The 26413-nt window shown below is 65.7% G+C and carries 23 protein-coding genes; 9 read left to right on the top strand and 14 right to left on the bottom strand.

Annotated elements, in window-relative coordinates; translation table 11 throughout:
* Positions 1–12 precede the first annotated feature (12 nt).
* The 12 genes from CLU86_RS02280 to CLU86_RS02230 form a co-directional block, all read right to left on the bottom strand.
* Complete coding sequence (locus tag CLU86_RS02280; RefSeq protein WP_099740452.1) at positions 13–954, bottom strand: DMT family transporter; 942 nt, start codon at positions 952–954, stop codon at positions 13–15.
* 223 nt (positions 955–1177) lie between these two features.
* Positions 1178–2473 (bottom strand): DUF3422 family protein, encoded by a 1296-nt coding sequence (locus CLU86_RS02275; RefSeq protein WP_099740451.1) that lies wholly within the window; start codon positions 2471–2473, stop codon positions 1178–1180.
* 149 nt (positions 2474–2622) lie between these two features.
* Positions 2623–4134, bottom strand: a complete 1512-nt coding sequence (locus CLU86_RS02270; RefSeq protein ID WP_099740450.1) for a tripartite tricarboxylate transporter permease — start codon at positions 4132–4134, stop codon at positions 2623–2625.
* Positions 4135–4149: 15 nt separating this feature from the next.
* Positions 4150–4638, bottom strand: coding sequence for a tripartite tricarboxylate transporter TctB family protein (locus CLU86_RS02265; protein WP_099740449.1), 489 nt, complete (start codon positions 4636–4638; stop codon positions 4150–4152).
* Positions 4639–4780: 142 nt separating this feature from the next.
* Positions 4781–6574 (bottom strand): GspE/PulE family protein, encoded by a 1794-nt coding sequence (locus CLU86_RS02260; RefSeq protein ID WP_099740448.1) that lies wholly within the window; start codon positions 6572–6574, stop codon positions 4781–4783.
* A gap of 97 nt (positions 6575–6671) precedes the next feature.
* Complete coding sequence (locus tag CLU86_RS02255; RefSeq protein WP_099658413.1) at positions 6672–7436, bottom strand: spermidine synthase; 765 nt, start codon at positions 7434–7436, stop codon at positions 6672–6674.
* 4 nt (positions 7437–7440) lie between these two features.
* Positions 7441–8076 carry a DNA-deoxyinosine glycosylase gene (locus CLU86_RS02250; protein ID WP_369803871.1) on the bottom strand — a complete coding sequence of 212 codons (636 nt, stop codon included), beginning with the start codon at positions 8074–8076 and terminating at the stop codon, positions 7441–7443.
* Positions 8077–8178: 102 nt separating this feature from the next.
* On the bottom strand, positions 8179–9015 hold the full coding sequence (locus CLU86_RS02245) for a TatD family hydrolase (RefSeq protein WP_099740447.1): 837 nt from the start codon (positions 9013–9015) through the stop codon (positions 8179–8181).
* A gap of 24 nt (positions 9016–9039) precedes the next feature.
* Complete coding sequence (locus CLU86_RS02240) at positions 9040–11595, bottom strand: PAS domain S-box protein (protein ID WP_233194735.1); 2556 nt, start codon at positions 11593–11595, stop codon at positions 9040–9042.
* A 254-nt stretch (positions 11596–11849) separates the two neighbouring features.
* On the bottom strand, positions 11850–12548 hold the full coding sequence (lolD, locus tag CLU86_RS02235; RefSeq protein ID WP_099740445.1) for a lipoprotein-releasing ABC transporter ATP-binding protein LolD: 699 nt from the start codon (positions 12546–12548) through the stop codon (positions 11850–11852).
* Between the two features lies 1 nt (position 12549).
* Positions 12550–12726 (bottom strand): hypothetical protein, encoded by a 177-nt coding sequence (locus CLU86_RS22755; protein WP_158236289.1) that lies wholly within the window; start codon positions 12724–12726, stop codon positions 12550–12552.
* Complete coding sequence (locus CLU86_RS02230; protein WP_099658410.1) at positions 12719–13972, bottom strand: lipoprotein-releasing ABC transporter permease subunit; 1254 nt, start codon at positions 13970–13972, stop codon at positions 12719–12721. The genes CLU86_RS22755 and CLU86_RS02230 overlap by 8 nt, the downstream gene beginning before the upstream one ends.
* A gap of 112 nt (positions 13973–14084) precedes the next feature.
* Between CLU86_RS02230 and CLU86_RS02225 the strand changes: the two genes are divergently transcribed.
* Both CLU86_RS02225 and recJ read left to right on the top strand, forming a co-directional pair.
* Positions 14085–15047: a phosphoglycerate mutase gene (locus CLU86_RS02225; protein ID WP_099743227.1), complete on the top strand. Its 963-nt coding sequence runs from the start codon at positions 14085–14087 to the stop codon at positions 15045–15047.
* Positions 15044–16768 carry a single-stranded-DNA-specific exonuclease RecJ gene (gene recJ, locus CLU86_RS02220; RefSeq protein WP_099740444.1) on the top strand — a complete coding sequence of 575 codons (1725 nt, stop codon included), beginning with the start codon at positions 15044–15046 and terminating at the stop codon, positions 16766–16768. Before CLU86_RS02225 ends, recJ begins: the two co-directional genes overlap by 4 nt.
* 186 nt (positions 16769–16954) lie before the next feature.
* Here recJ and CLU86_RS02215 read toward each other — a convergent pair whose 3' ends face one another.
* Positions 16955–18709, bottom strand: a complete 1755-nt coding sequence (locus tag CLU86_RS02215; RefSeq protein ID WP_099740443.1) for a methyl-accepting chemotaxis protein — start codon at positions 18707–18709, stop codon at positions 16955–16957.
* 168 nt (positions 18710–18877) lie between these two features.
* Between CLU86_RS02215 and CLU86_RS02210 the strand changes: the two genes are divergently transcribed.
* Entirely contained in the window at positions 18878–19741 is an 864-nt protein-coding gene (locus CLU86_RS02210; protein ID WP_099740442.1) for a 3',5'-nucleoside bisphosphate phosphatase, read from the top strand.
* A 21-nt stretch (positions 19742–19762) separates the two neighbouring features.
* Positions 19763–20398 (top strand): L-threonylcarbamoyladenylate synthase, encoded by a 636-nt coding sequence (locus tag CLU86_RS02205; protein ID WP_099740441.1) that lies wholly within the window; start codon positions 19763–19765, stop codon positions 20396–20398.
* Between the two features lie 49 nt (positions 20399–20447).
* Here the strand turns inward: CLU86_RS02205 and CLU86_RS02200 are convergent, their stop codons facing one another.
* On the bottom strand, positions 20448–21644 hold the full coding sequence (locus CLU86_RS02200) for a methyl-accepting chemotaxis protein (RefSeq protein ID WP_099743226.1): 1197 nt from the start codon (positions 21642–21644) through the stop codon (positions 20448–20450).
* Between the two features lie 241 nt (positions 21645–21885).
* On the opposite strand from CLU86_RS02200, the gene CLU86_RS02195 reads away from it, so the two are divergent.
* The 5 genes from CLU86_RS02195 to CLU86_RS02175 all read left to right on the top strand — a co-directional run bounded on the left by CLU86_RS02195 (position 21886) and on the right by CLU86_RS02175 (position 26337).
* Entirely contained in the window at positions 21886–22557 is a 672-nt protein-coding gene (locus tag CLU86_RS02195; RefSeq protein ID WP_099740440.1) for a site-2 protease family protein, read from the top strand.
* A 67-nt stretch (positions 22558–22624) separates the two neighbouring features.
* Positions 22625–23923: a tryptophan--tRNA ligase gene (locus CLU86_RS02190; RefSeq protein ID WP_099740439.1), complete on the top strand. Its 1299-nt coding sequence runs from the start codon at positions 22625–22627 to the stop codon at positions 23921–23923.
* 207 nt (positions 23924–24130) lie between these two features.
* Positions 24131–24391, top strand: coding sequence for a hypothetical protein (locus tag CLU86_RS02185; protein WP_099740438.1), 261 nt, complete (start codon positions 24131–24133; stop codon positions 24389–24391).
* Between the two features lie 184 nt (positions 24392–24575).
* Positions 24576–25499: a formylglycine-generating enzyme family protein gene (locus tag CLU86_RS02180; protein ID WP_233195187.1), complete on the top strand. Its 924-nt coding sequence runs from the start codon at positions 24576–24578 to the stop codon at positions 25497–25499.
* 139 nt (positions 25500–25638) lie between these two features.
* Complete coding sequence (locus CLU86_RS02175) at positions 25639–26337, top strand: response regulator transcription factor (protein ID WP_099740436.1); 699 nt, start codon at positions 25639–25641, stop codon at positions 26335–26337.
* The last annotated feature ends 76 nt before the right edge of the window (positions 26338–26413 follow it).

Genomic DNA, 26413 nt, shown 5'->3' with positions numbered 1-26413 from the left:
GCGGGCTCCTGGCTAACCTCCCGCCGCCTTGCGCGCCAGGCGGGTGAACACAAAGATCCCTGCCACCACCAGGCAGGTGCCCACCGCCAGCCACAGCGTGAAGGGCTCCCCCAAGATCCAGATGCCCATGAAAATGGTGGACAAGGGCCCCACCATGCCCGCCTGCGCCGCCATACCGGCCCCAATGCGCTCAATGGCCATCATCACCATGAGCACTGGCGCGGCCGTGCACAGCGTGGCATTGAGCACCGACAACCACAGCACCTGCGGGGCCACGATGGCGGCACTGAGCGGCCGCAGCACCACAAACTGAACCAGACAGCAGACGCACGCCACGGTGGTGGCGAGCCCGACCAGGCGCAATGCGCCGATGCGCTGGACCATCTCTCCGCTGTACACAAGGTAAACGGCATAGCTCACAGCGCTGAGAAACACCAGCAACGCCCCCCACGCAGCCTGCCCACCCTGCGATTGGGCCTCCAGCCCGAAGACCAGCACCACCCCGCAGTAGCTGATGAGCATGCCCACCGCCTGCCCCCAATGGATGCGCTTGCCGTACAGCGCCCAGCCCAGCAGCACCACCAAGGTGGGGTTGAGATAAAGAATCAGCCGCTCCAGGCTGGCCGTGATGTAGACCAGCCCGGCAAAATCCAGAAAGCTGGCCAGGTAATACCCCGTCACGCCCAGCCCCAGCACCCCCCACACATCTTTGCGCGACAACGGCGGCTTGCCCCGGCTGGCCCACCAGGCCATGGTGGCAAAGATGGGCAGCGCAAACAGCATGCGGTACATGATGAGCGTGACCGCATCCACCCCATGCCGGTAGGCCAACTTGACGATGATGGCCTTGGCGCTGAAGGCGATGGAGCCCAGCAACGCCAGCGCAAGACCTAGCGCCAAGCCAGAGGCAGGAGGTTTGGCTGGCGATGCGGAGGAGGGATTGGACACGGGCATTCTTTCAGGCAAAGGAGCAAGCGACGGGGTAAGCAACGGCCGAGGACTCGGCCCGCGCTGGGTGCATCGCAAACAGCACCGGCACGTGCCAGTGTGGCACGGCCCCGAGCCTGACGGGCATCGGCACTGAGGGTGGCGGACCACGCCGCACAAGATGCCTGCAAGGCGCACACCTCGGTGCAGCCTCACAGGAGCCCACAGGGCAAGCAGCCCCGTAAAAACCTCAGTGCTTGCGGAACAGCCGGTGGTGCAAGCGCCGCAGCGACCACCAAACCCCCAAGGCCACCACAGGGATGGCGATGGCCGCAGTGGATTCTGGTGACAGCGGCCACCCCAGCGCCTTGCCCCCTTTGGCCAGGTAAGACACCAAGCCCACGATGTAGTAGGTGATGGCAGCCACCGACAGACCCTCCACCGTGGACTGCAGCTTGAGCTGCAAATCCTGCCGCTGGTTCATGGTGGCCAGCAAGGCCTGGCTGCTTTGCTGCTGCTCGATCTCGACCCGGGTGCGCAGCAGATTGCTCATGCGCGAGACCCGCTGCGACAGCGCATCCTGGCGGCGCGCAGCCCACTCACAGGTGCTGCGCGCAGGGGTCAGACGCCGGTCCATGAACTCACCGATGGTCTGCATGCCTGCCAGGCGCGACTCGGCAATGTCCTGGATGCGCTTGTCCACCAGTTCAAAGTAAGCGCTGCTGGCCGAGAAGCGGGAATGCGTGGCCGCGTACTGGCTTTCCACCTGCCCGGCCAGCCGGGTGAGGCGGTCCAGCAGCGCAGGCTCATCGTCGCGGTTGGCCGTGCGGATGGCGTTGGCCAGCTCGGCCAGCTCACGCTCGGCAAAGGCCAGTACAGAAGAAGCCTCGCGCGCGGCCGGCAGGCCCAGCAACGCGGCCATGCGGTAGGTTTCAATTTCCAGCAGGCGCTGCACCAGGCGGCCCAGGCGGCGGGGCGTCATGCCACCGGCCAGCAGCACCATGCGCGAAAAACCATCGGCATGGATGGCGAAGTCGGTGTACACCTCACCGTGCCCATCGGCCACGGTCGATGCCACCAGCGTGTCTTCGTGCAGCACATGCTTGACGAGCGTGCCGGACCCAAACTGGTGCGTGGGCAACGCCCACAAGTTCAGGCTACAAAGGCACTGCCCCGGCAAAGCGGCCAGCCACTCACGCGGCACCGCCGTCGTCGCACTCACAGGCTCGCGCTCTCCAAACGCGTCCATGGCCGTGGGCACCATGAAGGTCCAGGAGACAAACTCGGTGTGCAGTTCCCAGCGAATGCGAAAGGCCCCCAGGTCCATGCGCAAGTGGGTGGTGTCCGCATCGGGCAGGGCCAGATGGTGGTCTCTGAGCAGCGCGGCCACATGCGCCCGGCTGGCCTCGCGTTCTGCGGCATCGGCCAGCATCACCACATGGGCGATGGCCAGGGGCGAAGACATGGCCTCTGGCGGGCGGGCGTGGATTTCGTTGTGCAGCAAAACCCGGTGCGGGTGCTGCGTGGGGCGGATCGTGGGTGGCATGCAAATCCCTGAAGGCTGGCCACCATTGTGTACCGAGCCCCTTGCACGACCTGGGATTGAACGACAAAAAACAACGGCACCCGAAGGTGCCGTTGTTTTGGTAGTGCGCAGGTTCAAAGATGCGAAGACTTGTGCCCCGCACCTCAGACTCAGTCTTCGACGAAAGCCTCTTCGCGCTTGTTCTTCACAGCGGGCAACAACACGATGATCAGCAGCAACGCAGCAGCAGCCAGCAAACCAGCGGACAGCGGACGCGTGACAAACACGCTCCAGTCACCACGCGACAGCAGCAGTGCACGGCGCAGGTTTTCTTCCATCATCGGGCCCAGGATGAAGCCCAGCAGCAAAGGTGCAGGCTCGGTACCCAGCTTGTGGAAGATGTACCCGATCAGGCCGAATGCACCCACCATCCAGATATCAAACGTGTTGTTGTTGGTGGAGTACACACCCACCGCGCAGAACAGCACGATGGAGGGGAACAACCAGCGGTAAGGCACGGTGAGCAGCTTGATCCAGATGCCGATCAGCGGCAGGTTCAAGATCACCAGCATGGCGTTACCAATCCACATCGAAGCGATCAGGCCCCAGAACAGTTCTGGGTTGCTGGTCATCACCTGGGGACCAGGCTGGATGTTGTGGATGGTCATTGCACCCACCATCAGTGCCATCACGGCGTTGGGGGGGATACCCAGGGTCAGCAGCGGGATGAACGAGGTTTGCGAACCCGCGTTGTTGGCAGACTCAGGAGCAGCCACACCGCGAATATTGCCTTGGCCGAAAGGCACTTCGCCAGGACGCAGCTTGGTCTTTTTCTCCACTGTGTAAGCGGCAAACGCCGCCAGCAACGCACCGCCACCGGGCAAGATACCCAACGCCGAACCCAGTGCCGTGCCACGCAGCACCGCAGGGATCATGTTTTTGAAGTCTTCCTTAGTGGGGAACAGGCCTTCCACCTTGGCAGTAAACACTTCACGGTCATCGTCTGGGCGGGCCAGATTGGCGATGATTTCACCGTAACCAAAAACCCCCATGGCGATGGTCACAAAGCCAATGCCGTCGGTCAGTTCAGGGATGTCGAAGCTGAAACGGGCCACACCCGAGTTCACGTCCGTACCCACCAAGCCCATCAGCAGACCCAGCACGATCATGGCCACAGCCTTGAGCAGCGAGCCCGAAGCCAGCACCACGGCACCAATCAGGCCCAGCACCATCAGCGAGAAGTATTCGGCAGGGCCGAACTTGAAGGCCACTTCGGTCAGCGGAGGAGCGAAGGCCGCCAGGATCAGCGTGCCCACGCAACCAGCGAAGAACGAGCCCAGGCCCGCAGCCGCCAGCGCGGGGCCGGCTCGGCCCTTGCGCGCCATCTGATAGCCATCGATCACCGTCACCACCGACGAAGACTCGCCAGGCAAGTTCACCAAGATGGCGGTGGTCGAACCACCGTATTGCGCGCCGTAGTAAATACCGGCCAGCATGATCAACGCAGCCACAGGGGGCAGCGCGTAAGTGGCGGGCAGCAGCATGGCGATGGTGGCCACAGGGCCAATGCCTGGCAACACGCCAATCAGCGTGCCCAGCAGGCAGCCGATAAAGCAGTAAACAAGGTTCTGGAACGTAAAGGCGACGCCGAAGCCGAGCGCCAAGTTGTTAATCAAGTCCATGGAGGTGCTCCTGCCTTAACCGGAAATGAAACTAGGCCACACCGGGAACTGCAACTTCAGTGCCCACACGAAAGCCACATAGCTGCCAGCCGCCAACACGGTGGCCAGCACAAACACAGCCTTTGCATTGAACTCATTGCCCGCCAGGCTGGCAATGAAGGTCAAGGCGTAGATGCCAACGATCAGGCCCATGGCGGGAACACCAATGCTGGGCAGGCCGCCGAGCAAAATGCCGAAGGTGAAGTTGGCCGCCAGGATGAAGAACAGCGGCTTCCAGGCCCACTTGCCGATCTTGTCTCCGTCAGCCGTCTCCACCGTGGTGGCCTTGAAGGTGATCACCAAGCCGATGAAGGCCAGCAAGATACCCAGGATCAGCGGGAAATAGCCGGGGCCCATGCGGGCACCTGTGCCGATGTTGTACGTGGTCGCTCCCCACGCAAATGCAGTCCCGACGCCCATGAACATGAGGCCGGCAAAAAAGTCTTTCTGACTCTTGATATTCACGAGTGTGTCCCCTTCAGGATATTCGGATCGGCCGATTGTGGTGGCCCGGGTCCAGCGACTCGATGTGGATTCCACCTACATTCGGTAACGCCCCTATGGGAGAGGAGACACACCCCGGGAAAACCCCGACCCTTGCAATGCGCTATTCAAGCGGCGGTGTGGCCGCGATCACCTCGTCCAGCGAAGTCACGCCATCGGCCACACGCAGCGCCCCCGCCAGGCGCAGGGGGCGCATGCCGTCTTGCACCGCCTGGCGGCGCAGCGCTTCGATGGAAGGGGCCTGGTTGATCTTGTCCTTGAGCGCCTCCGTCACCGTGAGCAGCTCATACAGCCCCATGCGCCCCTGAAAGCCCGTCATGCGGCAGTCCACGCAGCCCACGGCCTTATAGGGCTGGTAGGCACCATTGAGCTTCCAGGGCTTGACCAGATCGGCCAGCGTCTCGCGCTGGGCTGCCTCGTCAGGCTGCTTGCAGTGCTTGCAAAAGGTGCGAACCAGCCGCTGGGCCAGCACGCCCAGCAGCGTGGCGTTGATGAGGTACGAGGGCACACCCAGCTCCATCATCCGCGTGATGGCGCTCGGAGCGTCGTTGGTGTGCAGGGTCGAGAACACCAAGTGCCCCGTCAGCGCCGCCTGGATCGCCATCTCCGCGGTTTCCAGATCGCGGATTTCGCCCACCATGATGATGTCGGGGTCCTGCCGCATGAGGGCGCGCAGGCCTTCGGCAAAATTGAAGTCGAGCTGGGGCTGCACCTGGGTCTGGTTGAAGCTGGGCTCGATCATTTCGATCGGGTCTTCCACCGTGCTCACATTGACCTCTTCGGTGGCCACGCGCTTGAGCGTGGAGTACAGCGTGGTCGTCTTGCCCGAGCCCGTGGGCCCCGTCACCAAAATGATGCCGTGCGGACGCTTGACCAAGCCTTCCCAGCGCTGCGCATCGTGCAGCGAAAAGCCCAGCGCATCCAGGTCTTTGACGGCGTTGTCGGGGTCAAAAATCCGCATCACCATCTTCTCGCCAAACGCCGTGGGCAGCGTGGACAAGCGCATTTCCACCTCTTCACCACGCGGGTTGCGGGTCTTGATGCGGCCGTCCTGCGGGCGGCGCTTTTCCACCACGTCGATGCGGCCCAGCAGCTTGATGCGCGAGACCATGGCGTTGTGCACACCCATGGGCATCTGGTAGACAGGGTGCAGCACACCATCGATGCGAAACCGGATCACGCCCTGCTCGCGCCGGGGCTCCAGGTGGATGTCGCTGGCGCGCTGGTCAAAGGCGTACTGCCACAGCCAGTCCACCACCTTAACCACGCCCTGGTCATTGGCATCGAGCTGCTTGTTGGTCTTGCCCAGCTCCACCAGCTGCTCAAAGCTGCTGCCCGCATTGGCGCCACCCGCCTTTTGGGCAGAACGCACGGACTTGGCGAGCGCAAAAAATTCGGCCGTGAAGCGGTGGATGTCTTGCGGGTTGGCCACCACGCGGCGCACCGTGCGGCGCGACTGGCGCTCGACCTCGCCCACCCAATCGGTGATGAAGGGCTCGGCCGTGGCCACCACCACCTCCTTGGGCGTCACCTGCACGGGCAGCACCTTGTGGCGCTCGGCGTATGAGGCACTCATGGTGTCGGCCACGCGGCCCACATCCACCTTCAGCGGGTCAATGCGCAGGTAGGGCAGGCCCGCGCGCTTGGCCAGGTATTCGGTCAGGGCCTCGATATCGAGTGGCCGGCCATCGCTGGCCCGGGCCATGGCCACGTTGGCCAGGCGCACCAGCGGGTTTTGCGCACTCTCGGCCTGCGAGCAGCGGGCAATGGTGCGCTGCGCTTCTTCGGCAGATATCACACCGTCCGCGCTCAGCCAGTCCACCACCTTGCGCCAGACCAGCGGGCCTGAAAAAGAGGTGGCAGAAGTACGTGCAGCGGTCGCAGTGTGAGGGGACATGGCAAAAACCTAGAAAAGACCAAAAGAGACCAGAAGAGACCGAAAGAAAACCGGAGAAATCAAAAAGGCCCAGGGACCACCAGCCCCATCCGACCCGCTATGCCGCAACGGGTTTGAACACGCGCACCCACTTGGTGGCGGGCAGGCCCCAGCGCTCTTGCACCACCTCGGCACGGGCCATCAGCTCGGCACGCTTGGGGCGCGAGGGGGTGCGCTGCGCCAGCACCACGGTGTTGCCCTCGCGGGTGGGCTTGAAGGCCCACAGTGCGTCTTCGCCAAACGCGCTGGCCATGCTTTTAAGGCTGCGCTCATAGCTCGACGAGCGGCCGAACAGGTTTACCGTCATGCAGCCATCGTCCGACAGCAGCGCGCGGCAGTCGGCGTAAAAGTCGGGGCTGTCGAGCACCGGGGCTGCGGCCTCGTGGTCGTACAGGTCCACCGCCAGTGCGTCCACCGTGCCCAGCCACATGGGGTTCTTGATTTCCTCGGCCGCATCGGCCAGCACCACGCGCAGCTTGGCGCCATCGGGCGGCAGCTTGAACCACTGGCGGCACACGGCCAGCACCTGCGGGTTCAGCTCGATGGCGGTGGCGCACAGGCGCAGCTTTTTGTGGCAAAACTTGGTGATGGCCCCGGCCCCCAGGCCCAGCTGCATAGCGTGGCGCTTGGTGACGGAGGTGGGCTCCACAAACAGCAACCAAGCCATCATGCGCTGCACGTATTCCAGCTCGAGCACAAAGGGGTCGTCCACACGCATGGAGCCCTGGATCCAGGGCGTGCCCAGGTGCAGGTGGCGCACTTCGCCATCGTCAGAGACGCTGACTTCTGGCAGCTCGGGGAGGGTATTTTTTTTGCGGGTCATGGGTTCAAAGCAATCCGTGCGCGGCCATCAACTGGGCCCACGCGGTCTGTTTACGTTCAAAGCTCCAAGAGGCGTTGGCCGGGCTGGTAGAGGGCAGAAGGGCCGACTGCACCTGGGCATCGGCATGCACACCCGCCCACTGCTGGCGCACCGCCGCACTGTGCTTGAAGCTTTCCCCGCCATTGTGGGCGATGGCGCGCAGCGCGGGGCATTCGCGCAGCAACTGCGCAAAATCATTGACCACCGCGCGGCGGATGCTGGTGTCCAGGCTGCCCTCGCGCTCACAGCTCGCGTACACATCCCACACACCCAGGCGACGCTCCAGCAGCCAGGCACAGCGCTGGGCATAGTGCTGCGGCCCCACAGGCGGCAGCGGGTGCTGGGGCCACAGGCTTTGCAAAATGCGCCAAAAGTGGTTCTGCGGGTGGCCGTAATACTGCTGCGCCTTGAGTGACGCCGCCCCTGGGAAGCTGCCCAGTATCAACACCACCGTGCGGCCCGACACCACCGGCGGCAACCCCACCAGCCGGGTGGGCGCGCCTGGGGGCGCCAACGAGGGGGCTGCGAGGGATTGGGGGAGATCGGCGAAACCTGGGGATTTGGGGGCTGTCACGGGCACACCGCCCTCCATCTTTTTCATGCCCGGCATTGTGATGCGCTCACGTATCTGGAATGTATCCCGCCGGTGTCCGCTCTTGAAACGCTACCAAAACCGTAGCTGCCAGCGCTTATGGGTAAAGCGCTAGAGCCATTTTTTTATGAAAACCAAAGACAGCCCCGGCAAGGCGGCACAGGCGTTGGCGGTGGTCGCCTGCGCCAGCTCTGGCAGCGCCATGCCGCGCAGCTGGGCCACCACCTGTGCAATGCGGGGCAGCTCGGCGGGGGTGTTGCGCCCCTGGGCCTGGCCCTGTGCGCGCTGCGCAGCGGTGGTGTACAGCCAGTGGGGCGGTATGTCGGGGGCATCGGTCTCCATCACCAGGCTGTCCAGTGGCAACTCGGCCGCCAGGCGGCGCAGCTGCAGGGCCCGGTCGTACGTCACGGCGCCGCCAAACCCCAGCTTGAAGCCCAGATCGATGAAAGCCTGTGCCTGCTGCAAGCTGCCATTGAAGGCGTGCGCGATGCCCCCGCGCACCTTCACCTCGCGCAGTGCTTTGAGCAGCAAGTCGGCCGAGCGGCGCACATGCAGAATCACCGGCAGATCCAGTTGCCGCGCCAGCACCAGTTGCGCGCGGTAAAAGCGCTGCTGGCGCGCGTTGTCCAGCCCCGGCACAAAGAAGTCGAGCCCGATCTCGCCCACTGCCACCAAACGCGGATCGCTGCGGTGCCGCTGCAGGGCATCGGCCAGGTGTTGCAGGTCTTCGTCCTGCGCACGGCCGGTGTACAGGGGGTGAATGCCCAGGGCGTAGCTGTCACCATGCCGGTGGGCCAGCAGGCGCACGGTGTCCCAGTTGCTGCGCTCCACGGCGGGCAGCACGCAGTGCGCCACCCCGGCCTGCGCAGCGTGCTGGCGCACCGCGTCTGCGTCGTGCGCCAACTCGGGGGCGTCCAGATGGGCGTGGGTGTCTATCCAGAAAGTCATGGCGGCATGATGCCCCAAGGGCGCTCACGCCTCCCCAGGTGGCCCCTCGAAGCGCCCGCGCCCGTTGCGCTTGGCCAGGTAGAGCTTGGCGTCGGCACGGGCGATCAGGTCTGTGGCGCCTTTGGCGGGGTCCACGCCAAACGCCAGCCCCACGCTGGCGCCCACAAAGACGGTGGCAGCCTGCAGCTCGAAAGGCGCCTGGGCCGCCTCCACGATCTTGGCGGCCACGGTGCGGGCGTGGTCCAGCTCGCGCACCTGCTCCAGCACCACGGCAAACTCATCGCCGCCCAGGCGGGCCACCGCATCGCGCGGGCGCACCAGCGAGCGCAGGCGCTGTGCAAACAGCTTGAGCAGCTCATCCCCCACGGGGTGGCCGTAGGTGTCGTTCACGGGCTTGAAATAGTCCAGATCAATGTACAACAGCGCCATGTGGGCACCGCCGCCCTGGGCCAGGCTGCGCTGCATGTAGGCGTCCAGCCCGGCTCGGTTGAGCAGGCCCGTGAGGGGGTCGCGCTGCGACAGGGCCAGCAGCCGCCCGGCTTCTTGGCGGTGCTCGGTAATGTCCTGGGCCATGGCCACAAAGCCATCGACCTCGCCCGACTCGGTGCGCAGGGGCATGTAGTGGATGGACAGGTGGCTCGCAGGCGCACGGTGCGCATAGTCTTTTTCAAAGGTGACCGTCTCTCCCGCCAGCACGCGCTGCACCATGGGCAGGCTGCGCTGGTGCTCGGCCTCGCCCAGCACCTCTTGCAGCAAATGGCCCACCACCTCGTCGCGCCGCTTGCCATGCCAGCGCTCAAAGGCGCTGTTGATGAAGCGGTAGCGCAAATCGGCGCCCACCACGGCCACTTGGGCAGGCACCACCTCGGTCACCGAGCGCAAGGTGTTGGTCTGGCGCAGCAGCTCCTGGCGGGCCTGCTCGGCGTGCGAGATGTCGCGCATCACCCCGGACAAGTGCTCCAGCTTGCCCTGCAGGTCACGGTGCCCGATCACCATGTGGCTCACCGGCAGCAAACGCCCGCCTGCGCCGCACACCGTGATCTCGCCCGTCCACAGGCTGTTGCGCTGCACCTCGGGCACCACCACCTCGGCATGCAGCTGCAGCATGTCGGGCGGCAGCAATTGGGAGAGCTGCACGCTGGACGCTGGCACCTCGGGCGCCAACCCCAGCAGGGCCCTTGCAGCGGGGTTGAGGTAGGTGATTTCACCCTGCACCGAGGCCTGCACCACAAAGTCGGAGGTGCTCTCAATGATGTCGGACAGCATGCGCCGCGCACGCTCGGCCTGCACACGCTGGGTGATGTCTTGCACCGCCCCCACCAGGCGCACGGTGACGCCGTCGCGCCGCTCTGCCTCGCCAAACGAGCGCAGCCACAGGCGCTTGCCCTTGGCGGTGACGGCGGGCAGCTCCAGGTCCCACGGCTCGCCGGTCTGGACGGCACGCGCCACCGCCTTGTGGATCAACGGGCGCGCATGGGGCTCGTAAAAATCCAGGGCATCCCGCATGGCGGGCACCACGCCCGGCTCGGTTTCGTGGATGCGCTGCATCTGCACCGTCCAGGCCGAATGGCCGGTGACCAAATCGCGCTCCCACCCGCCCACGCCCGCCACGTTGCCGATGCGGGCCAGCAACTGCTCGCTGGCCCGCAAGGCACGGGCAGCTTCCTTCTGGGCGGAGATATCTCGCCCCACCGAGTGCAGGTAGGGGCGCCCCTGGGGGTCGTGCAACAGGCTGTTGATCCAGGAGACCCAGCGCTCCCCCCCATCCTGGGCCGCACACACGATGCGGTCTTCGCCAACGCAGGATTGGCCTGTGCGAAACAGCTCGGCCAGCCGCTGGCGCAAGACCTCGCGGTCTGCGGGCAGCACAAAATCGTAGAGATTGCGGCCGACCACGCTTTGGCCCTCCAGGCCTGACAGCCTGGCGTAGGCAGGGTTCGCATAAAAAATTTCGCCGTCGGGCCAGGACAAGGACACCATCTCGCCCTGCCCCTCCACCATGGTCCGGTAGCGGGCCTCGCTCTCAGACAGGGCCTTCTCGTAATCGTGACGCACGCTGAAGGCGCGGGTGAGCAGATCACGGCGCATGGTCAGCGCCTGCGAGGCCAGTTGCGACAGCGACTGCAGGCTGGCGCGCTGCTGGGCGCTGAGCTGGCGCACCTGCCGGTCGATCACGCACAGCGTGCCCACCCGCTCGCCACCCGGGGCATGCAACGGGGCGCCAGCGTAAAAGCGGATATGGGGCCCATCCACCACCAGGGGGTTGCGGGCAAAACGCTGGTCTTGCGTGGTGTCTTCCACCTCCAGCAGCTCAGCGCTGCGAATGGTGTGGTCACACAACGCGACTTCACGCGGCGTTTCGCTCAAGCCCCGCAGTCCCACATTGGCCTTGAACCATTGGCGGCGCTCGTCCACCAGACTGATCAGCGCGATGGGCACACCGCACACCTCGGCGGCCATGCGGGTGATGGAATCAAACAGGGGTTCGGGCGGGGAGTCCAACACCATCAGGTCGCGCAATGCGGCCAGCCGCCGGGCCTCTTCCCGGTTCTCGGTCTGGTCCTGGGTCTGGCTTGGCAAGGAACCCTCCATCGGTAACCCTTTCCCTCCTTCATGCCCGGTGCTGGGCGGCGGCGGCTCGGCGCGCGGGGGGCTGCGCCAGCAGATGCCTCATTTTGCACACGTTCTGTAACAAAACAACCCAAATACGGCCGGTTGTCTGGTGCGAGCCCAAAATGAGAGACGCCCGTGGGCACAAAGCCACGGGCGCCTATACACGGACGCCTATAGCCAGGAGCCTGTTGACGATCCCGCAGGGAATCCGTCAACCGCTTTTAAGCAGAGGGTTCGGACAGCCGCCCTTGCACCAACCGCACCACCCGGTGGCAGCGCGCCGCCAGCGATTCGTCGTGCGTCACCATCACAAACGCCGTGCCTTGGTCGCGGGCGAGTTGCAGCATCAGGTCAAACACGCCATCGGCGGTGTTGCGGTCCAGGTTGCCGGTGGGCTCATCGGCCAGCACGCACGCGGGGCGGGTGACCAGGGCGCGGGCGATGGCCACGCGCTGGCGCTCGCCGCCGGACAGCTCGGCCGGGCGGTGCTGCAGACGATCCTTCAAGCCCACGGCGGTGAGCACGCGCGCCGCCTCGGCATGGCACTGCGCCAGCGGCAGGCGGCGAATGCGCAGCGGCATGGCCACGTTGTCGAGCGCGCTGAACTCGGGCAGCAGGTGGTGGAACTGGTAGATAAAGCCCAGGTGCTGGTTGCGCAACTGGCCCTGCCGCTCGGGCGAGAGGGTGGACAACTCCGAGCCCTTGAGCCGCACCGAGCCTGCCGTGGGCGCATCCAGCCCGCCCAACAGGTGCAGCAGCGTGCTTTTGCCGGAGCCCGAAGCGCCGACGATGGCCAACGCCTCCCCCGCACGGATCTGCAGGTCCACACCGTGCAGCACCGTGACATCCAGGCGGCCTTCGGTGAAGCGCTTGGTCAGGCCCTTGGCTTCGAGCACCACGTCGTTTTTCAATGCATTCATCTCAGTTATCCATGGCATGAAACTGGCGCTCGCAAGGCCAGGGCAGCCGCGCAAGGGCCGCCCCGTCGCGGATGCGGCGTTCCACTTGCGGGCGCTGGCTGCGTCCTCCTCCGGCATCGCGCAGCGAGGCCAGAGAGGGGGAAGGCGCGAAGCGCCTCAGGGGGTGTTTCTCATTCATAGCGAAGAGCCTCTGCGGGATTGACGCGGCTGGCGCGCCAGCTGGGGTACAGCGTGGCCACAAAGGCCAGCACCAAGGAAATGACGCCGATGGGCACGATGTCGCTGGCCTGCGGCTCGCTCGGCATCTTGCTGATGAGGTAAATGTCCTTGGGCAGGAAGCTGGCGTTCAGCGCCCGCTCAATGGCCGGGACGATCACATCGATGTTGGCGGCAATACCCAGGCCCAGCAGCAGGCCCACGCAGGTGCCGATCACGCCCACCATGGCGCCCTGCACCACAAAGATGCCCATGATGCTTTTGGGGCTGGCGCCCAGCGTGCGCAGGATGGCGATGTCGGCGCGCTTGTCCGTCACCGTCATCACCAGCGTGCTCACCAGGTTGAACGCGGCCACCGCCACGATCAGCGTGAGGATGATGAACATCATGCGTTTTTCCAGCTGCACGGCGGCAAACCAGGTGCGGTTTTGCTGCGTCCAGTCGCGGATCAGCAGGTCGCCACTCAGACTGCCCACCAGCTGCTGCGCCACCTCGCGGGCCTGGTGCAGGTCCTTGAGCTTCAGGCGCACGCCCGTGGGGCCTTCGAGGCGGAAGATGCGCTGGGCGTCTTCGTGGTGCAGCATGACCAGGGCCGAGTCGTACTCGTAGTGGCCCGAATCGAACGTGCCCACCACCGTCATCTGCTTGAGGCGGGGCACCACGCCCGCAGGCGTGACCTGCCCGGCCGGTGCGATCAGCGTGACGGCATCGCCCACACGCGCGCCCAGCGAACGGGCCAGCTCACGCCCCAGCACCACATGGAACGCGCCCGGCACCAGTTGCTTGAGCACGTCGGCATTCGTGGCGGCCAGGTCGGTCACGGCGCCTTCCTTGTCTGGGTCAATGCCACGCACCAAGGTGCCCTTCATGTCCTCGCCGCGCGCCAGCAGCGCCTGTGCAGCCACAAAGGGGGCTGCGCCGATGACGGCAGGGTTTTGCTGCGCCTCAGCCAGCGTGCGGGCTGGGTCGGGCAGCGCTGCGCCGTGGGGCGCAAAAATCTCGATGTGCGAGACCACGCTCAGCATGCGGTCGCGCACCTCTTTTTGGAAGCCGTTCATCACGCTCAGCACGATGATGAGCGCCGCCACCCCCAGCGCAATGCCCAGCATGGACACGCCCGAGATGAACGAGATAAAGCCATTGCGCCGCGTGGCGCGGCCAGCGCGCGTGTAGCGCCAGCCCAAGGCCAGTTCGTAAGGAAGTTGCATAGTCACCTGAAATTTCGCCCGCCACTGCGCCCGAACTGGGCGACGTGGGGAATGTAGGGGGAAGTGGGCGACGCGGATTGTGGCATCCCGGACAATACCGGCACCTATGCACCTGTCAGACCCCCACCATTTGCTCATCCCCTGCGCGGCCAGCACCGCCGATGGAGCCCAGCAAACCCTGGACAGCCTGGCGCTGCCCCATCTGGCCGCCCTGCTCGCCCGCCTCACCCCCGACACCGCCCGCGCCCACTGGGGCGACGAAAACAGCTACTCCAGCCCCGCCGAAGTGGCCCTGGCCCACAGCCTGGGCCTGCCCACCGAAGACGGCCGCATCCCCTGGGCCGCCTGGCACCGGGTGCAGCAGGGCCTGGGCGCCGACAGCACCGCCTGGGCGTTCATCACCCCCTGCCAGTGGCAGGTCAGCACCAACCACGTCACCCTGGGCGACCCCGCCCAACTGGCGCTGGACGAAGCCGCCTCGCGCGCGCTGCTGGGTATCGTGGCGCCCTGGTTTGCCGAAGACGGCATCACCCTCACCTACGACCAGCCCACCCGCTGGCTGGCCCAGGGCGCCCCCCTGCAGGGCCTGGCCACCGCATCGCTGGAGCGCGTGCTGTGCCGCGACGTGCGCACCTGGATGCCCCAGGGCACCGACAAACAAGCCACCCGCACCCTGCAGCGCCTGTTCAGCGAGATGCAGATGCTGCTCTACACCCACGCCTTCAACGACGAGCGCAGCAGCCAGGGCCTGCCCACCGTCAATTCCTTCTGGGTGCACGGCGCGGGCCAGTTGCCCAGCCCCCCCGCCGCAACGGCCGCGCCACACATTGACGCCTCCCTGCAAACCCCGGCCCTGGGCGAAGACTGGCGCGCCTGGGCCGCAGCTTGGCAAGCGCTGGACGCAGGCCCCCTGGCCCAACTGCGCCAGCAAGCCGAGCAAGGCCGCCCCGTGCGCCTGACCCTGTGCGGCGACCGTGGCGTGCAGAGCTTTCACACCGCGCCCCGCAGCCTGCTGCAAAAAATTCAAAGCCTTTTAAGCCCCCAGCGCTTGAAAGACGTGCGCGAAAAGCTATGAAAATAATAGCAAGAGACATCCCCCCCCGCGCCGCCTGGGCACTGGAGCAAGCGGGCGTGCACCCCCTGCTGGCGCGCCTGTACGCCGCGCGCGGCGTACACAGCAAAGACGAGCTGGACGACGGCCTTGCCCGCCTGCTCCCCCCCAGCGGCGAAAAAGGCCTGAAGGGCATTGACGCCGCCGCCCGCCTGCTGGCCGACGCCATGGCGCAGAACCTGCGCCTGGTCATCGTGGCCGACTACGACTGCGATGGCGCCACCGCCTGCGCCGTGGGTGTGCGCGGCCTGCGCATGCTAGGTGCAAAAAACGTGGACTACCTCGTGCCCGACCGCGTGACCGACGGCTACGGCCTCACCCCCCCCATCGCTCGCCGCGTGGCCGAACGCGGGGCCGATGTGCTCATCACCGTGGACAACGGCATCGCCAGCGTGGAAGGCGTGGCCGAGGCCAAGGCCCTGGGCCTGCAGGTGCTGGTGACCGACCACCACCTGCCTGGCCCCGCGCTGCCTGCGGCCGATGCCATCGTCAACCCCAACCAGCCCGGCTGCCCGTTCGAGAGCAAGTCCATGGCCGGGGTGGGCGTGATGTTTTACGTGCTGCTGGCCCTGCGTGCGGAGCTGCGGGCGCGCGGAGTCTTCGACGCCGCCACGCAACCCAAGCTCGACCCGCTGCTCACCCTGGTGGCGCTGGGCACGGTGGCCGACGTGGTCAAGCTCGATGCCAACAACCGCCGCCTGGTCGCCCAGGGCCTCAAACGCATTCGCATGGGCCAGATGCCTGCCGGTGTGGCCGCGCTGTTCACCGCCGCAGGCCGCAAGGCGCCTGCCGCCACCACGTTCGACTTTGGCTTTGCCCTGGGCCCACGCATCAACGCCGCAGGCCGCCTGGCCGACATGACGCTGGGCATCGAATGCCTGCTGACCGACGACACCGGCCGCGCCGCCGAGCTGGCCGCCACGCTGGACGGCATCAACCGCGAGCGCCGAGATATTGAAAGCGGCATGCGCGACCAAGCCATGCTGATGGCCGAGAGTTTGTTCCAGGAAGACGAAGAACCGCCCCCGGCCATCAGCGTGTTCGACCCCGACTTCCACGAAGGCGTGGTCGGCATCGTGGCCAGCCGCATCAAGGACAAGCTGCACCGCCCCACCTTTGTGTTTGCCGCCAGCAGCGCGCCGGGCAAAGAGCACGAACTCAAGGGCTCAGGCCGCTCCATCCCCGGCTTTCACCTGCGCGACGCGCTGGACCTGGTGGCCAAGCGCCACCCCGGCGTCCTCCTCAAATTCGGCGGCCACGCCATGGCGGCGGGCTGTACCGTGGCCGAAGAGCACTTCGAGGTGTTTGAGCAAGGCCTGGCGCAGGTGGCGCAGGAATGGCTGGACGCCGCCACCCTCACCCGCAAGATCGAAACCGACGGTCCCCTGGCCCCCGAATACTGCCGCGCCGACATCGTGGACACCCTGCACCGCGAGGTGTGGGGCCAGGGCTTTCTACCCCCCACCTTCAGCGAAGAGGTGCAGGTGCTAAGCCAGCGCCTGGTGGGCGAGGCCAAGAACCACCTCTCGCTCAAGCTCATCCACCAGGGCAACCCGGTGGACGCCATCTGGTTCGGCCACACCGAGCAACTGCCTGCGCGGGTGCTGCTGGCCTTCCGCCTCGACGTGAACGAGTGGAAGGGGGAGCGCAAGGTGCAGTTTCTGGTGGAAGGGGCACAGCTCTGAAGGGATGCGCAAGGCCGCGCCCCCTGTGGGGTGCCTCAAACAAAAACCCTGGAAGGGCAGCATCGCTCTTCCAGGGTTTTTTCATTGGCAAGCAAAGTAAATCTTCAAGCCAAATCACCCCCTAGCGCTTTATTTACAAGCGCTAGCAGCTATCACTTCAATAGCAAACCCTTGCCCCACACTGCCTCAGAAGCTCTCCCACTCATCGTCATTGCCCTTGGCCGCCGCTGCCGCAGGCGACGGGGCCTTGGCCGGGGCGGGCGCCTTGGCACTGCTGGTGAGCTTGGCCGCTGGCGCCGCCTTGCTGCCCGCCACTGCGGCCCGGGCGGGGGCCGGGGCAAAGCGCTGGGCAGGTGCAGGCCGGGGGGCCGGGGCAGGCGCGCTCGCGCGGGTGCTGGCGCCCACGTTGAAGACGCTGACCACTTCGGCCAGCCGTTGTGCCTGATCGCGCATGGAGGCAGCGGCTGCGGTGGATTCTTCCACCAGCGCGGCGTTTTGCTGGGTCATCTGGTCCAGGTTGGCCACGGCTTGGTTGACTTGGCCGATGCCGTCGCGTTGTTCGGTGGACGATGCGGTGATTTCTCCAATGAGGTCGCTCACGCGGCGCACGCTGGCGACGATTTCGTCCATGCTTTTGCCTGCCTGGGTGACTTGTTCGGAGCCGCTTTCAACGTTTTCGACCGATTTGCCGATGAGGGTTTTGATTTCCTTGGCGGCTTCGGCGCTGCGCCCGGCCAGGCTGCGTACTTCGCTGGCCACCACGGCAAAGCCTCGGCCTTGCTCGCCTGCGCGGGCAGCTTCCACGGCCGCGTTCAGCGCCAGGATGTTGGTCTGGAAGGCGATGCCGTCGATCACGCCGATGATGTCGCTGATCTTGCGGCTGCTTTCGGTGATCTGCTGCATGCTGGTGACCACCTGGCCCACCACTTCTCCGCCGCGGGCTGCGGCCTGGGCGGCGGTGCCTGCGAGCTGGTTGGCCTGGCGGGCGGTGTCGGCCGATTGGGTGACGGTGGCTGTGAGCTCTTCCATGCTCGATGCGGTTTCTTCGAGGTTGGCGGCGGTTTGTTCGGTGCGGGCCGAGAGGTCGTGGTTGCCGTTGGCGATCTGTACCGAGGCGCTGGAGACGGAGTCCACGCCCTGGCGCACTTCGCTCACCACGCCGCGCAGGCGGGTGGACATCTCAGAGAGGGCGCGCAGCATTTGGCCGAGTTCGTCTTTGCGGCCCGATTGCAGCTCGCGGGTGAGGTCGCCTGCGGCGATGGCGTTGGCGGTGTCTACAGCACGGTGCAGCGGGCCCGTGACAGAGCGCACCAGCAAGGCCGCCAAGCCCATGCCCAGCAAAATCAAAACCAACACCACGGCGCCAGCCACCCACACCATCTTGGTACTGGCAGCCTTGGCCGCTTGCACTGCCTCATCGCGCTGGCGCTCTTGCAGCGCCACGAACTTGTCGATGGACTCCAGGTACAGCGCAATCTTGGGGCGGTAGACGGTCTCCAGGAATTTCTGCTTGGCTGCCGGGTCCCCCGCCTCGACCAGCTCTTTGATCTTGTCGCCCTGGCCGCGCACGTCGGCACGCGCAGCCGCCACGGCGGCCAGCGCGGCCTTGTCAGCGTCCGAGATGGCCGACTTGTTGATCTTTTCCTGCACCGGCGTGATGCGGGCGGTGAGCGCTGGCACCCGGGCGTCAAAGTCTTCTTTGAGCTTGGCGTCGGTGGTGACGAAGCCAGACATCGACATCGTCACCGCCAGCTCCGCCAAGCCACGCCAGCTCACCGCCGTGGTGATGGCGCTTTCGTACCGCTCCACCAGGGCCTCGGTCTTGTCGGTCACGCTGCGGCTGTACAGCTGGATGCTCACAGCAGCCGCCAACATCAGCAGCAAGAGACCGAGGATCACGCTCCACATCTTGTGGGCCACACGCAGGTCGTTGAATTTCATGATTTTTTGTGGGTGAGCTGAGAAAAAGAGACGGCTTGGGGCTGCACACAGGCACCAGGCAACGAGAGTGAGGCATGATGCATCACATTTATCATTTGTTTTATTTTATTCAAAATAATAGAAGCTATCCCACCCTCGTGGTCTGGGGCAAACCCGTAGAATGAAACCGTGACTACCTACCTCAACGCTGATCTGCACTGCCACTCCGTGGTGTCCGACGGGACTTTGACGCCCGAAGACCTCGCAGCCCGCGCCAAAGCCAATGGCGTCGAGCTGTGGGCCCTGACCGACCACGACGAAATTGGCGGCCAACACCGCGCGGCCGCTGCAGCGCACAGCCAAGGTCTAGCGTATCTGACAGGCACCGAAATCTCTGTCACCTTTGCGGACACCACGGTGCACATCGTGGGCCTGGGGTTTGACCCAGACAACACCGCCCTGGCCCAGGGGCTGGCCGCCACACGCGGTGGACGCGGCCAGCGCGCCCAGGAGATGGCGGCGCAATTGGCCCAGGTGGGCATTGCAGGCGCCTACGAAGGCGCGCTGCAGTTTGTGGGCAACCCCGAACTCATCTCACGCACCCACTTTGCGCGCTTTCTGGTCGAAACCAAGGTCTGCCGCGACACGGCCGAGGTGTTTCGCAAGTACCTGATCGAGGGCAAACCCGGCTACGTGCCCCACCGCTGGGCCACCCTGGGCGATGCCGTGCGCTGGATCACCGAGGCTGGCGGCGTGGCGGTGATTGCGCACCCCGCACGCTACAAGTTCACCGCCACCGAGGAATACGCGCTGTTTTCCGAATTCAAGGCCCATGGCGGCACGGGGGTAGAGGTGGTCACAGGCAGCCACAGCGCCGCCGAGTACCTGACCTATGCCGACATGGCGCAGGAATTCGGTCTGGCCGCCTCGCGCGGCAGCGACTTCCACAGCCCCGACGAATCCCACACCGACCTGGGCGCCCTGCCCCTGCTGCCGGGCCACCTCACGCCCGTCTGGGAAACGCTGGCCCACCGCGTGCGGCCCGCCGCCTGAGGGCCCCAGAACACCCAAGCCATGGCCCAATACTTCGAAGTTCACCCCGACAACCCACAGCCCCGCCTGCTCAAGCAGGCTGCCGCGTTGCTGCAAAAAGGCGGCATTGTGGCCGTGCCCACCGACTCCAGCTACGCCCTGGTGTGCCACCTGGACGACAAGGACGCCGTGGACCGCCTGCGACGCATTCGCCAGGTGGATGACAAGCACCACCTGACGCTGCTGTGCCGCGACCTGTCTGAGCTGGCCAACTATGCACGGGTGGACAACCGCCAGTACCGCTTGCTCAAGCTGGGCACGCCGGGGCCTTACACCTTCATCCTGGAAGCCACCAAGGAAGTGCCCCGCCGGGTGAGCCACCCCTCACGCAAAACGATTGGCCTGCGCGTGCCCGACCGCAAGGGCCTGCAATTGCTGCTGGAGCTGCATGGCGCGCCACTGCTGGCCACCACCTTCATCCCGGCGGGCGAGAGCGAGCCCCTGAACGACCCTGAGCAGATCCGCGAACGCTACGAAAAGGTGCTGGACGCCATCGTGGACGCTGGCGCCTGCCCGCTAGAGCCCACCACTGTGATCGACCTGACCCCCATGGGCACCGGCGGCGACCCCGAAGTGGTGCGCGAAGGCCGGGGCAGCTTGCAAGCCCTGGGGCTTTGAGAGCGCGGACAGTGGCAGGCTGCGCACCTGCCGCCCGCTCCCCAACGAATTACAGCTTGAACGCGCCCACTGCGCGCTGCAGTTCCTGAGCCCGCCCCGCCAGGCCCGAGGCCGCGCTGGCCGCCTGCTCCACCAAGGCCGCGTTTTGCTGGGTGGCGCCATCCATGTGGGCCACGGCCTGGTTCACATGCTCAATGCCCGCCGTCTGCGCGTGCAGCGCGCCCGAGATATCGCCCAGCAGTGTGGTGACCTGGCCCACGGCCTGCACGATCTCTTGCATGGTCTCGCCCGCCCGGCCCACCAGCCCGGAGCCGTTTTCCACCTGATCCACCGACTGGCTGATCAGCGTCTTGATCTCGCGTGCGGCCACGGCACTGCGCTGGGCCAGGCTGCGCACTTCGCTGGCCACCACGGCAAAGCCGCGCCCCTGCTCACCCGCCCGCGCGGCCTCCACCGCCGCATTCAGGGCCAGGATGTTGGTCTGGAACGCGATGCCCTCGATCACCTGGATGATGTCCACGATCTTGCGCGAGCTGCTGCTGATGGCGTCCATGGTCTGCACCACATCGCCCACCACGGCGCCGCCGCGCTCGGCAATGTGCGATGCATTCACGGCCAGGGTGCTGGCCGAACGGGCGCGGTCGGCGTTTTCGCGCACCGTCACCGTCAGCTGCGACATGCTGGCCGCCGTGTCGGCCAACGAGGCCACCTGGTCCTGGGTCCGCCGGGCCAGGTCGCTGTTGCCTGAGTCAATTTCGCCGGTGGCGTCCGAGATGGAGTCGGAAGACTGTTTGATGCCCGTGACCAGCTCGGTCAGCGTGTCTTCCATGGACCCAAGCGCCGTGAGCAAACGCCCAAAGTCGCCATGCAGGTCGGACGAAAACTCCTGGCTCAAATCCCCGGCCGCCACGGTCTCGGCAATCAGCAAGGCCTGCTTGAGCGGCGACACGATGGCGCTGCGCAGCACGCCAAACGCCACCACAGCCACCACACACACTGCCAGGCCCAGCACCACCAGCCACACCCGCACGTTTTGCAGCAGGCCATGGGCCTGGTCAGCGGCCCGCAGCAGGGGCAGCTTTTGCGCTTGCTCCAGTCCCGACACCGAGGCCACCGCCGTGCGGTAGGCGTCTTCCGCCTGGCCCATGCCCAGCCACACCACGCCCACCAACACCGCCACCAGCAAAGCCACCGTTCCAAAACCCAGCAGCAGCAGCGTTCCAATCCGCAGTCGATCCAATCCCATGTCTTTGTCTCCGTCCTTTGGTTTTTTGCGGTGCGCGCGGCTGGCAACCGCCAGCGGTGGCACCGCAGTGTGTTGCGGCATCGTACCCACGAACGCGGTCTGGCGCTGGCGAGCACCAATCGTCGTCGCACATCCGAGACAATCTGCAGCGTGCCGCCGTGGCGAGCAAAGCCCCGGGCCCACACAAGCCTGCAGGCCAGGGCACGCCAGAGGCACGGGCACCTTCTGAGACAATCTTCGCGTGGACACCTCCAATCTCATCCAAACCATCCTGATCTACGCCCTGCCCGTGCTGCTTGCCATCACAGTGCACGAGGCGGCCCACGGCTACGCAGCGCGCCACTTTGGCGACAACACGGCGTACATGCTGGGACGCATCACCCTCAACCCCGTCAAGCACATCGACCCGGTCGGCACCATCCTGATGCCGCTGCTGCTGCTCTTCGCAACCTCGGGGGCCTTTGTTTTTGGCTACGCCCGGCCTGTGCCGGTGAATGTGGGCGCCTTGCGCAACCCCAAGCGCGACATGATCTGGGTGGCCCTGGCGGGCCCAGCGTCCAACTTTGCGCAGGCCGTGGCCTGGGCGGCCCTGTGGGCAGTGCTGGCTGGTGTGGGCGTTGAGGAAGAATTTTTCATCGGCATGGCCCGCGCAGGCGTGCTGGTCAACCTGTCGATGTGGGCGTTCAACCTGTTTCCACTGCCGCCATTGGATGGCGGGCGCATCCTGGTCGGCCTGCTGCCCTGGAAGGCATCGCAAATACTGTCCCGTGTCGAGCCCTACGGCTTTTTCGTGGTCATGGCCCTGGTCTATTTCCAGATCGTCTCGCAGTTCTGGATGACGCCCCTCATGACCATGGGCCTGAACCTGATCAAAGCCCTGGTGCTGTCCCCGCTCAACGCATTGCTGCGCTGAGCGCGCAGACCACACCGCCCCCCCGCCGCCAGACCCCATTGTCCTTTTTGACCCCGTTTTTCCCTTCATGAGCACTACCCGTTTTCTGACCGGCATCACCACCACAGGCACGCCCCACCTGGGCAACTTTGTGGGCTCCATCCGCCCCTCGGTGCAAGCCAGCCTGCGTCCAGGCGTACAGAGCTTTTACTTTCTGGCCGACTACCACGCGCTCATCAAGTGCGAGGACCCCGTGCGCATCCAGCGCTCTACCCTGGAGATTGCGGCCAGCTGGCTGGCTGCGGGCCTGAACCCCGAACACGTCACCTTCTACCGCCAGTCCGACATCCCTGAAATCCCCGAGTTGAACTGGATGCTCAGCTGCGTGACGGGCAAGGGCTTGCTCAACCGGGCGCATGCCTACAAGGCCTCGCAAGACAAGAACACCGAAGCCGGCCGTGAAGCCGACGACGGCGTGACCGCCGGGCTGTTCATGTACCCCGTGCTCATGGGTGCAGACATCCTCATGTTCAAAGCCCACAAGGTGCCCGTGGGGCGCGACCAGGTGCAGCACATCGAGATGGCGCGCGACATGGCCAGCAGCTTCAACCACCTGTATGGCGAGCACTTTGTGCTGCCCGAAGCCGTCATTGACGACAACGTGGCCACCCTGCCCGGGCTGGACGGCCGCAAGATGAGCAAGAGCTACAACAACACCATCCCGCTGTTCTCGTCGCGCGAGCAGCTCAAGAAGCTCATCGGCAGCCTGCTGACCGACTCGCGCGCGCCCGGTGAGCCCAAGGACACCGAAGGCTCCGCCTTGTTCCAGATCTACCAGGCCTTTGCCAGCGCCGAAGAAACCGAGGCCCTGCGCCGTGCCTACGCCGACGGCATTGCCTGGGGCGACGCCAAGCAACTGCTGCTGGAGCGGGTGGACCAGGTGATTGCCCCCATGCGCGAGCAGTACGACGCGCTGATCAACGACCCCGCGCGCATTGAGCAAACCCTGCTGGCCGGCGCCGAACGCGCCCGCACCCTGGCCACGCCGTTCATCAAGGAACTGCGCTCGGCCGTGGGCCTGCGCAGCCTGTCGCAAGCCAGCACCGCCAAAGCCACCAAGGCGGCCAAAGTGGCCCTGCCGTCGTTCAAGCAATACCGCGAGGCCGATGGCAAGTTCTACTTCAAGCTGCTGGCCGCCGATGGACGCCTGCTGCTGCAAAGCACGGGCTTTGATGCCCCCAAGGAAGCAGGCCAGGCGATTGCACAGCTGCAAAGCCAGCCCGACGCGCTGAGCACCCTGGCCGCCAAGCTGCCTGCGGTGGACGGTGTGGACCCAGCCGACGTGCGCGCCGCGCTGCAAGCCCTGGCAGAGGCCAACGCCGCCTGAAGCGTGGCGGCGACAGCACCGCCCATCCAAAACGCTATCAAATCAATAGCTTCTAGCGCTTACCAATCAAGCGCTAGAAGCTATTTTTCATCAAGCCCCAACACATCTGCAAGCGCGACCAACGCTCGTCGCGCAGCTACACGCCCCAGGGCCAGGCACGCCGCAGACGCCTTGCCTTACACTGGCCTTCACGTCTTGAGGCCCACCATGCAAGCACCCTTTCATGTTGCACCGCTGATTGCCGCACTGGCCCTGGTGGGGGGCTGCAGCACAGCGCCCAGCCGCTCCTCTGGCCAGCCTGCGGCACCTGACCGGACCTTCACCGTGCCCGTGTACGCCAACGAACCAGGCCGGGCAGACGCCACCGCCAAAGCCGAGTGCCGCAGACAAGGTCTGCACCACAAACTGCTGCGCAACGACGGCGCCCGCATGACCTACCAGTGCGTGAACGAGGCACCAGCGCGCTGACCATCCCACCTCACCCCGGCACACCATGACCACCCCTCACGTCCTCTGGCAACGCCTCATCGCATGGGGGTTTTACGGTGGGCTGGCCTGGGCCTGTGCCGCCTGCACCACCACCCCCGCCACGGACCACACGCCTGCTGCGACCAGCCAGCCAACAGCCACCCGATTGACCAACTCGCTCGGCATGGAGTTTGTGCCGGTGCCCGCAGGCAGCTTCTGGATGGGCAGCGACGAGGCCCCGGGCGAGCTCGCCCTGGCGTTTCCGCTGCTGGGCGCCGCACGCTTCACGGCCCTGGCCGATGAAGCCCCGGTGCACCCAGTGCGCATCAGCCAGCCGTTTTACCTGGGGCGGCACGAGGTCACGGTGGGGCAGTTCCGCCGGTTTCTGGAGCTGTCTGGCTACCAGCCCGAATCCGTGGCCGATGGCACGGGCGGCTACGGCTACAACGCCCAGTACGACCCCGCCAGCACGGCGCGTGGCGATGCCTTTGAGGGGCGCACCCCCCGCTACAGCTGGGCCCAGCCCGGCTTTGCGCAAAGCGACGAACACCCCGTGGTCAATGTCACCTGGAACGATGCCCAGGCCCTGGCCCGCTGGCTGACCGAGCGCGAAGGCGTGCGCTACCGCCTGCCCACCGAGGCCGAGTGGGAATACGCCTGCCGCGCCAACACCCGCACCCGCTACCCCCACGGCAACGACCCGGCCCAGCTCACCCAGTACGCCAACGTGTTCGACCAGACGGCCGCCCCCCTGTGGCCGCGCTGGCAGCAGCACGCCCTGCCCGGCAGCGATGGCCATGCCTTCACCGCCCCGGCGGGCAGCTACCCGCCCAACGCCTTTGGCCTGCACGACATGCTGGGCAATGTGTGGGAATGGGTGGCCGACTGGCATGACGAGGGCTACTACGCCCAATCCCCCGCCACCGACCCGCAGGGCCCGGCCACAGGCTCGGTGCGGGTGCGCCGGGGTGGCTCATGGCACACCTGGGCGTTTTATGCGCGCTGCAGCTACCGCAACTGGAACAGCCCAGAGACCCGCTACACCCTGGTCGGCATGCGCCTGCTGCGGGAGTGGGGCGAGACCACTGGCGCCGCCAGCCGCCCTTGACCGCCCTTGACCTGGCATCAAGATTCAAGAATCGCAAAACGTAAACAACCGTCAACTCACCCCGCCTGTTACACAGGCAGGGCGAGAAAACGGCAGGGCCTCGGAAATAATGGGCCATGACTTATCCGACAGGCAACCCATGCGCATAGCCGCGCTGGACGACGACGCGCTTCAGCTCGATCTCTTCAAACAGGCCCTGGAAGCCATGGGCCACATCTGTCACACCCACCTGACCGGAGCCGATCTGCTGCGCGAACTGCGCCGCGAGACGTTTGACCTGCTCATCGTGGACTGGCACCTGCCCGACACCACCGGCCCCGAGGTGGTGCGCTGGGTGCGCGAACATGTGGATGCTCCAATGCCCATCCTGTTCGTGACCCACCGCCAGGAAGAGCGTGACATCGTGGAAGGACTGGGCAGCGGCGCCGACGACTTCATGACCAAGCCCGTGCGCATTGGCGAGCTGCGTGCCCGCGTGGGCGCCCTGCTGCGCCGCGCTTACCCCGACGCCCGAGACGAAGTGCTGGAGTTCGGCCCCTACCGCTTCTTCCCCGAATCGCGCTCGATTGAAATCAGCGGCAAGCCGGTTGAGCTCAAAAACCGCGAGTACGATCTGGCCCTGTTCCTGTTTCAAAACATGGGGCGGCTGCTGTCACGCGATCACCTCAAGGAAATCATCTGGGGCCAGGTGCCCGATGTGATGTCCCGTTCACTGGACACCCACATCTCCCGCCTGCGCACGCAACTGGATTTGCGACCCGCCAATGGTTTCATGGTGACGGCGGTGTACGGTGTGGGCTATCGGTTTGAAGCGGTGGAGAAAGAGCGCAGGGCCTGAGAACCTGTTCAAAGAAGCGGGTTTCACAACCTGCGTCGGGCCATGGTGCCGCAGGGGGTGCAGTCCAACCGCCGCA

Source organism: Acidovorax sp. 62, from assembly GCF_002754495.1.
Lineage (GTDB): Bacteria > Pseudomonadota > Gammaproteobacteria > Burkholderiales > Burkholderiaceae_C > Acidovorax.
Note: the sequence above shows the minus strand (reverse complement) of the source record. Positions and strands in the feature narration are given on the sequence as shown.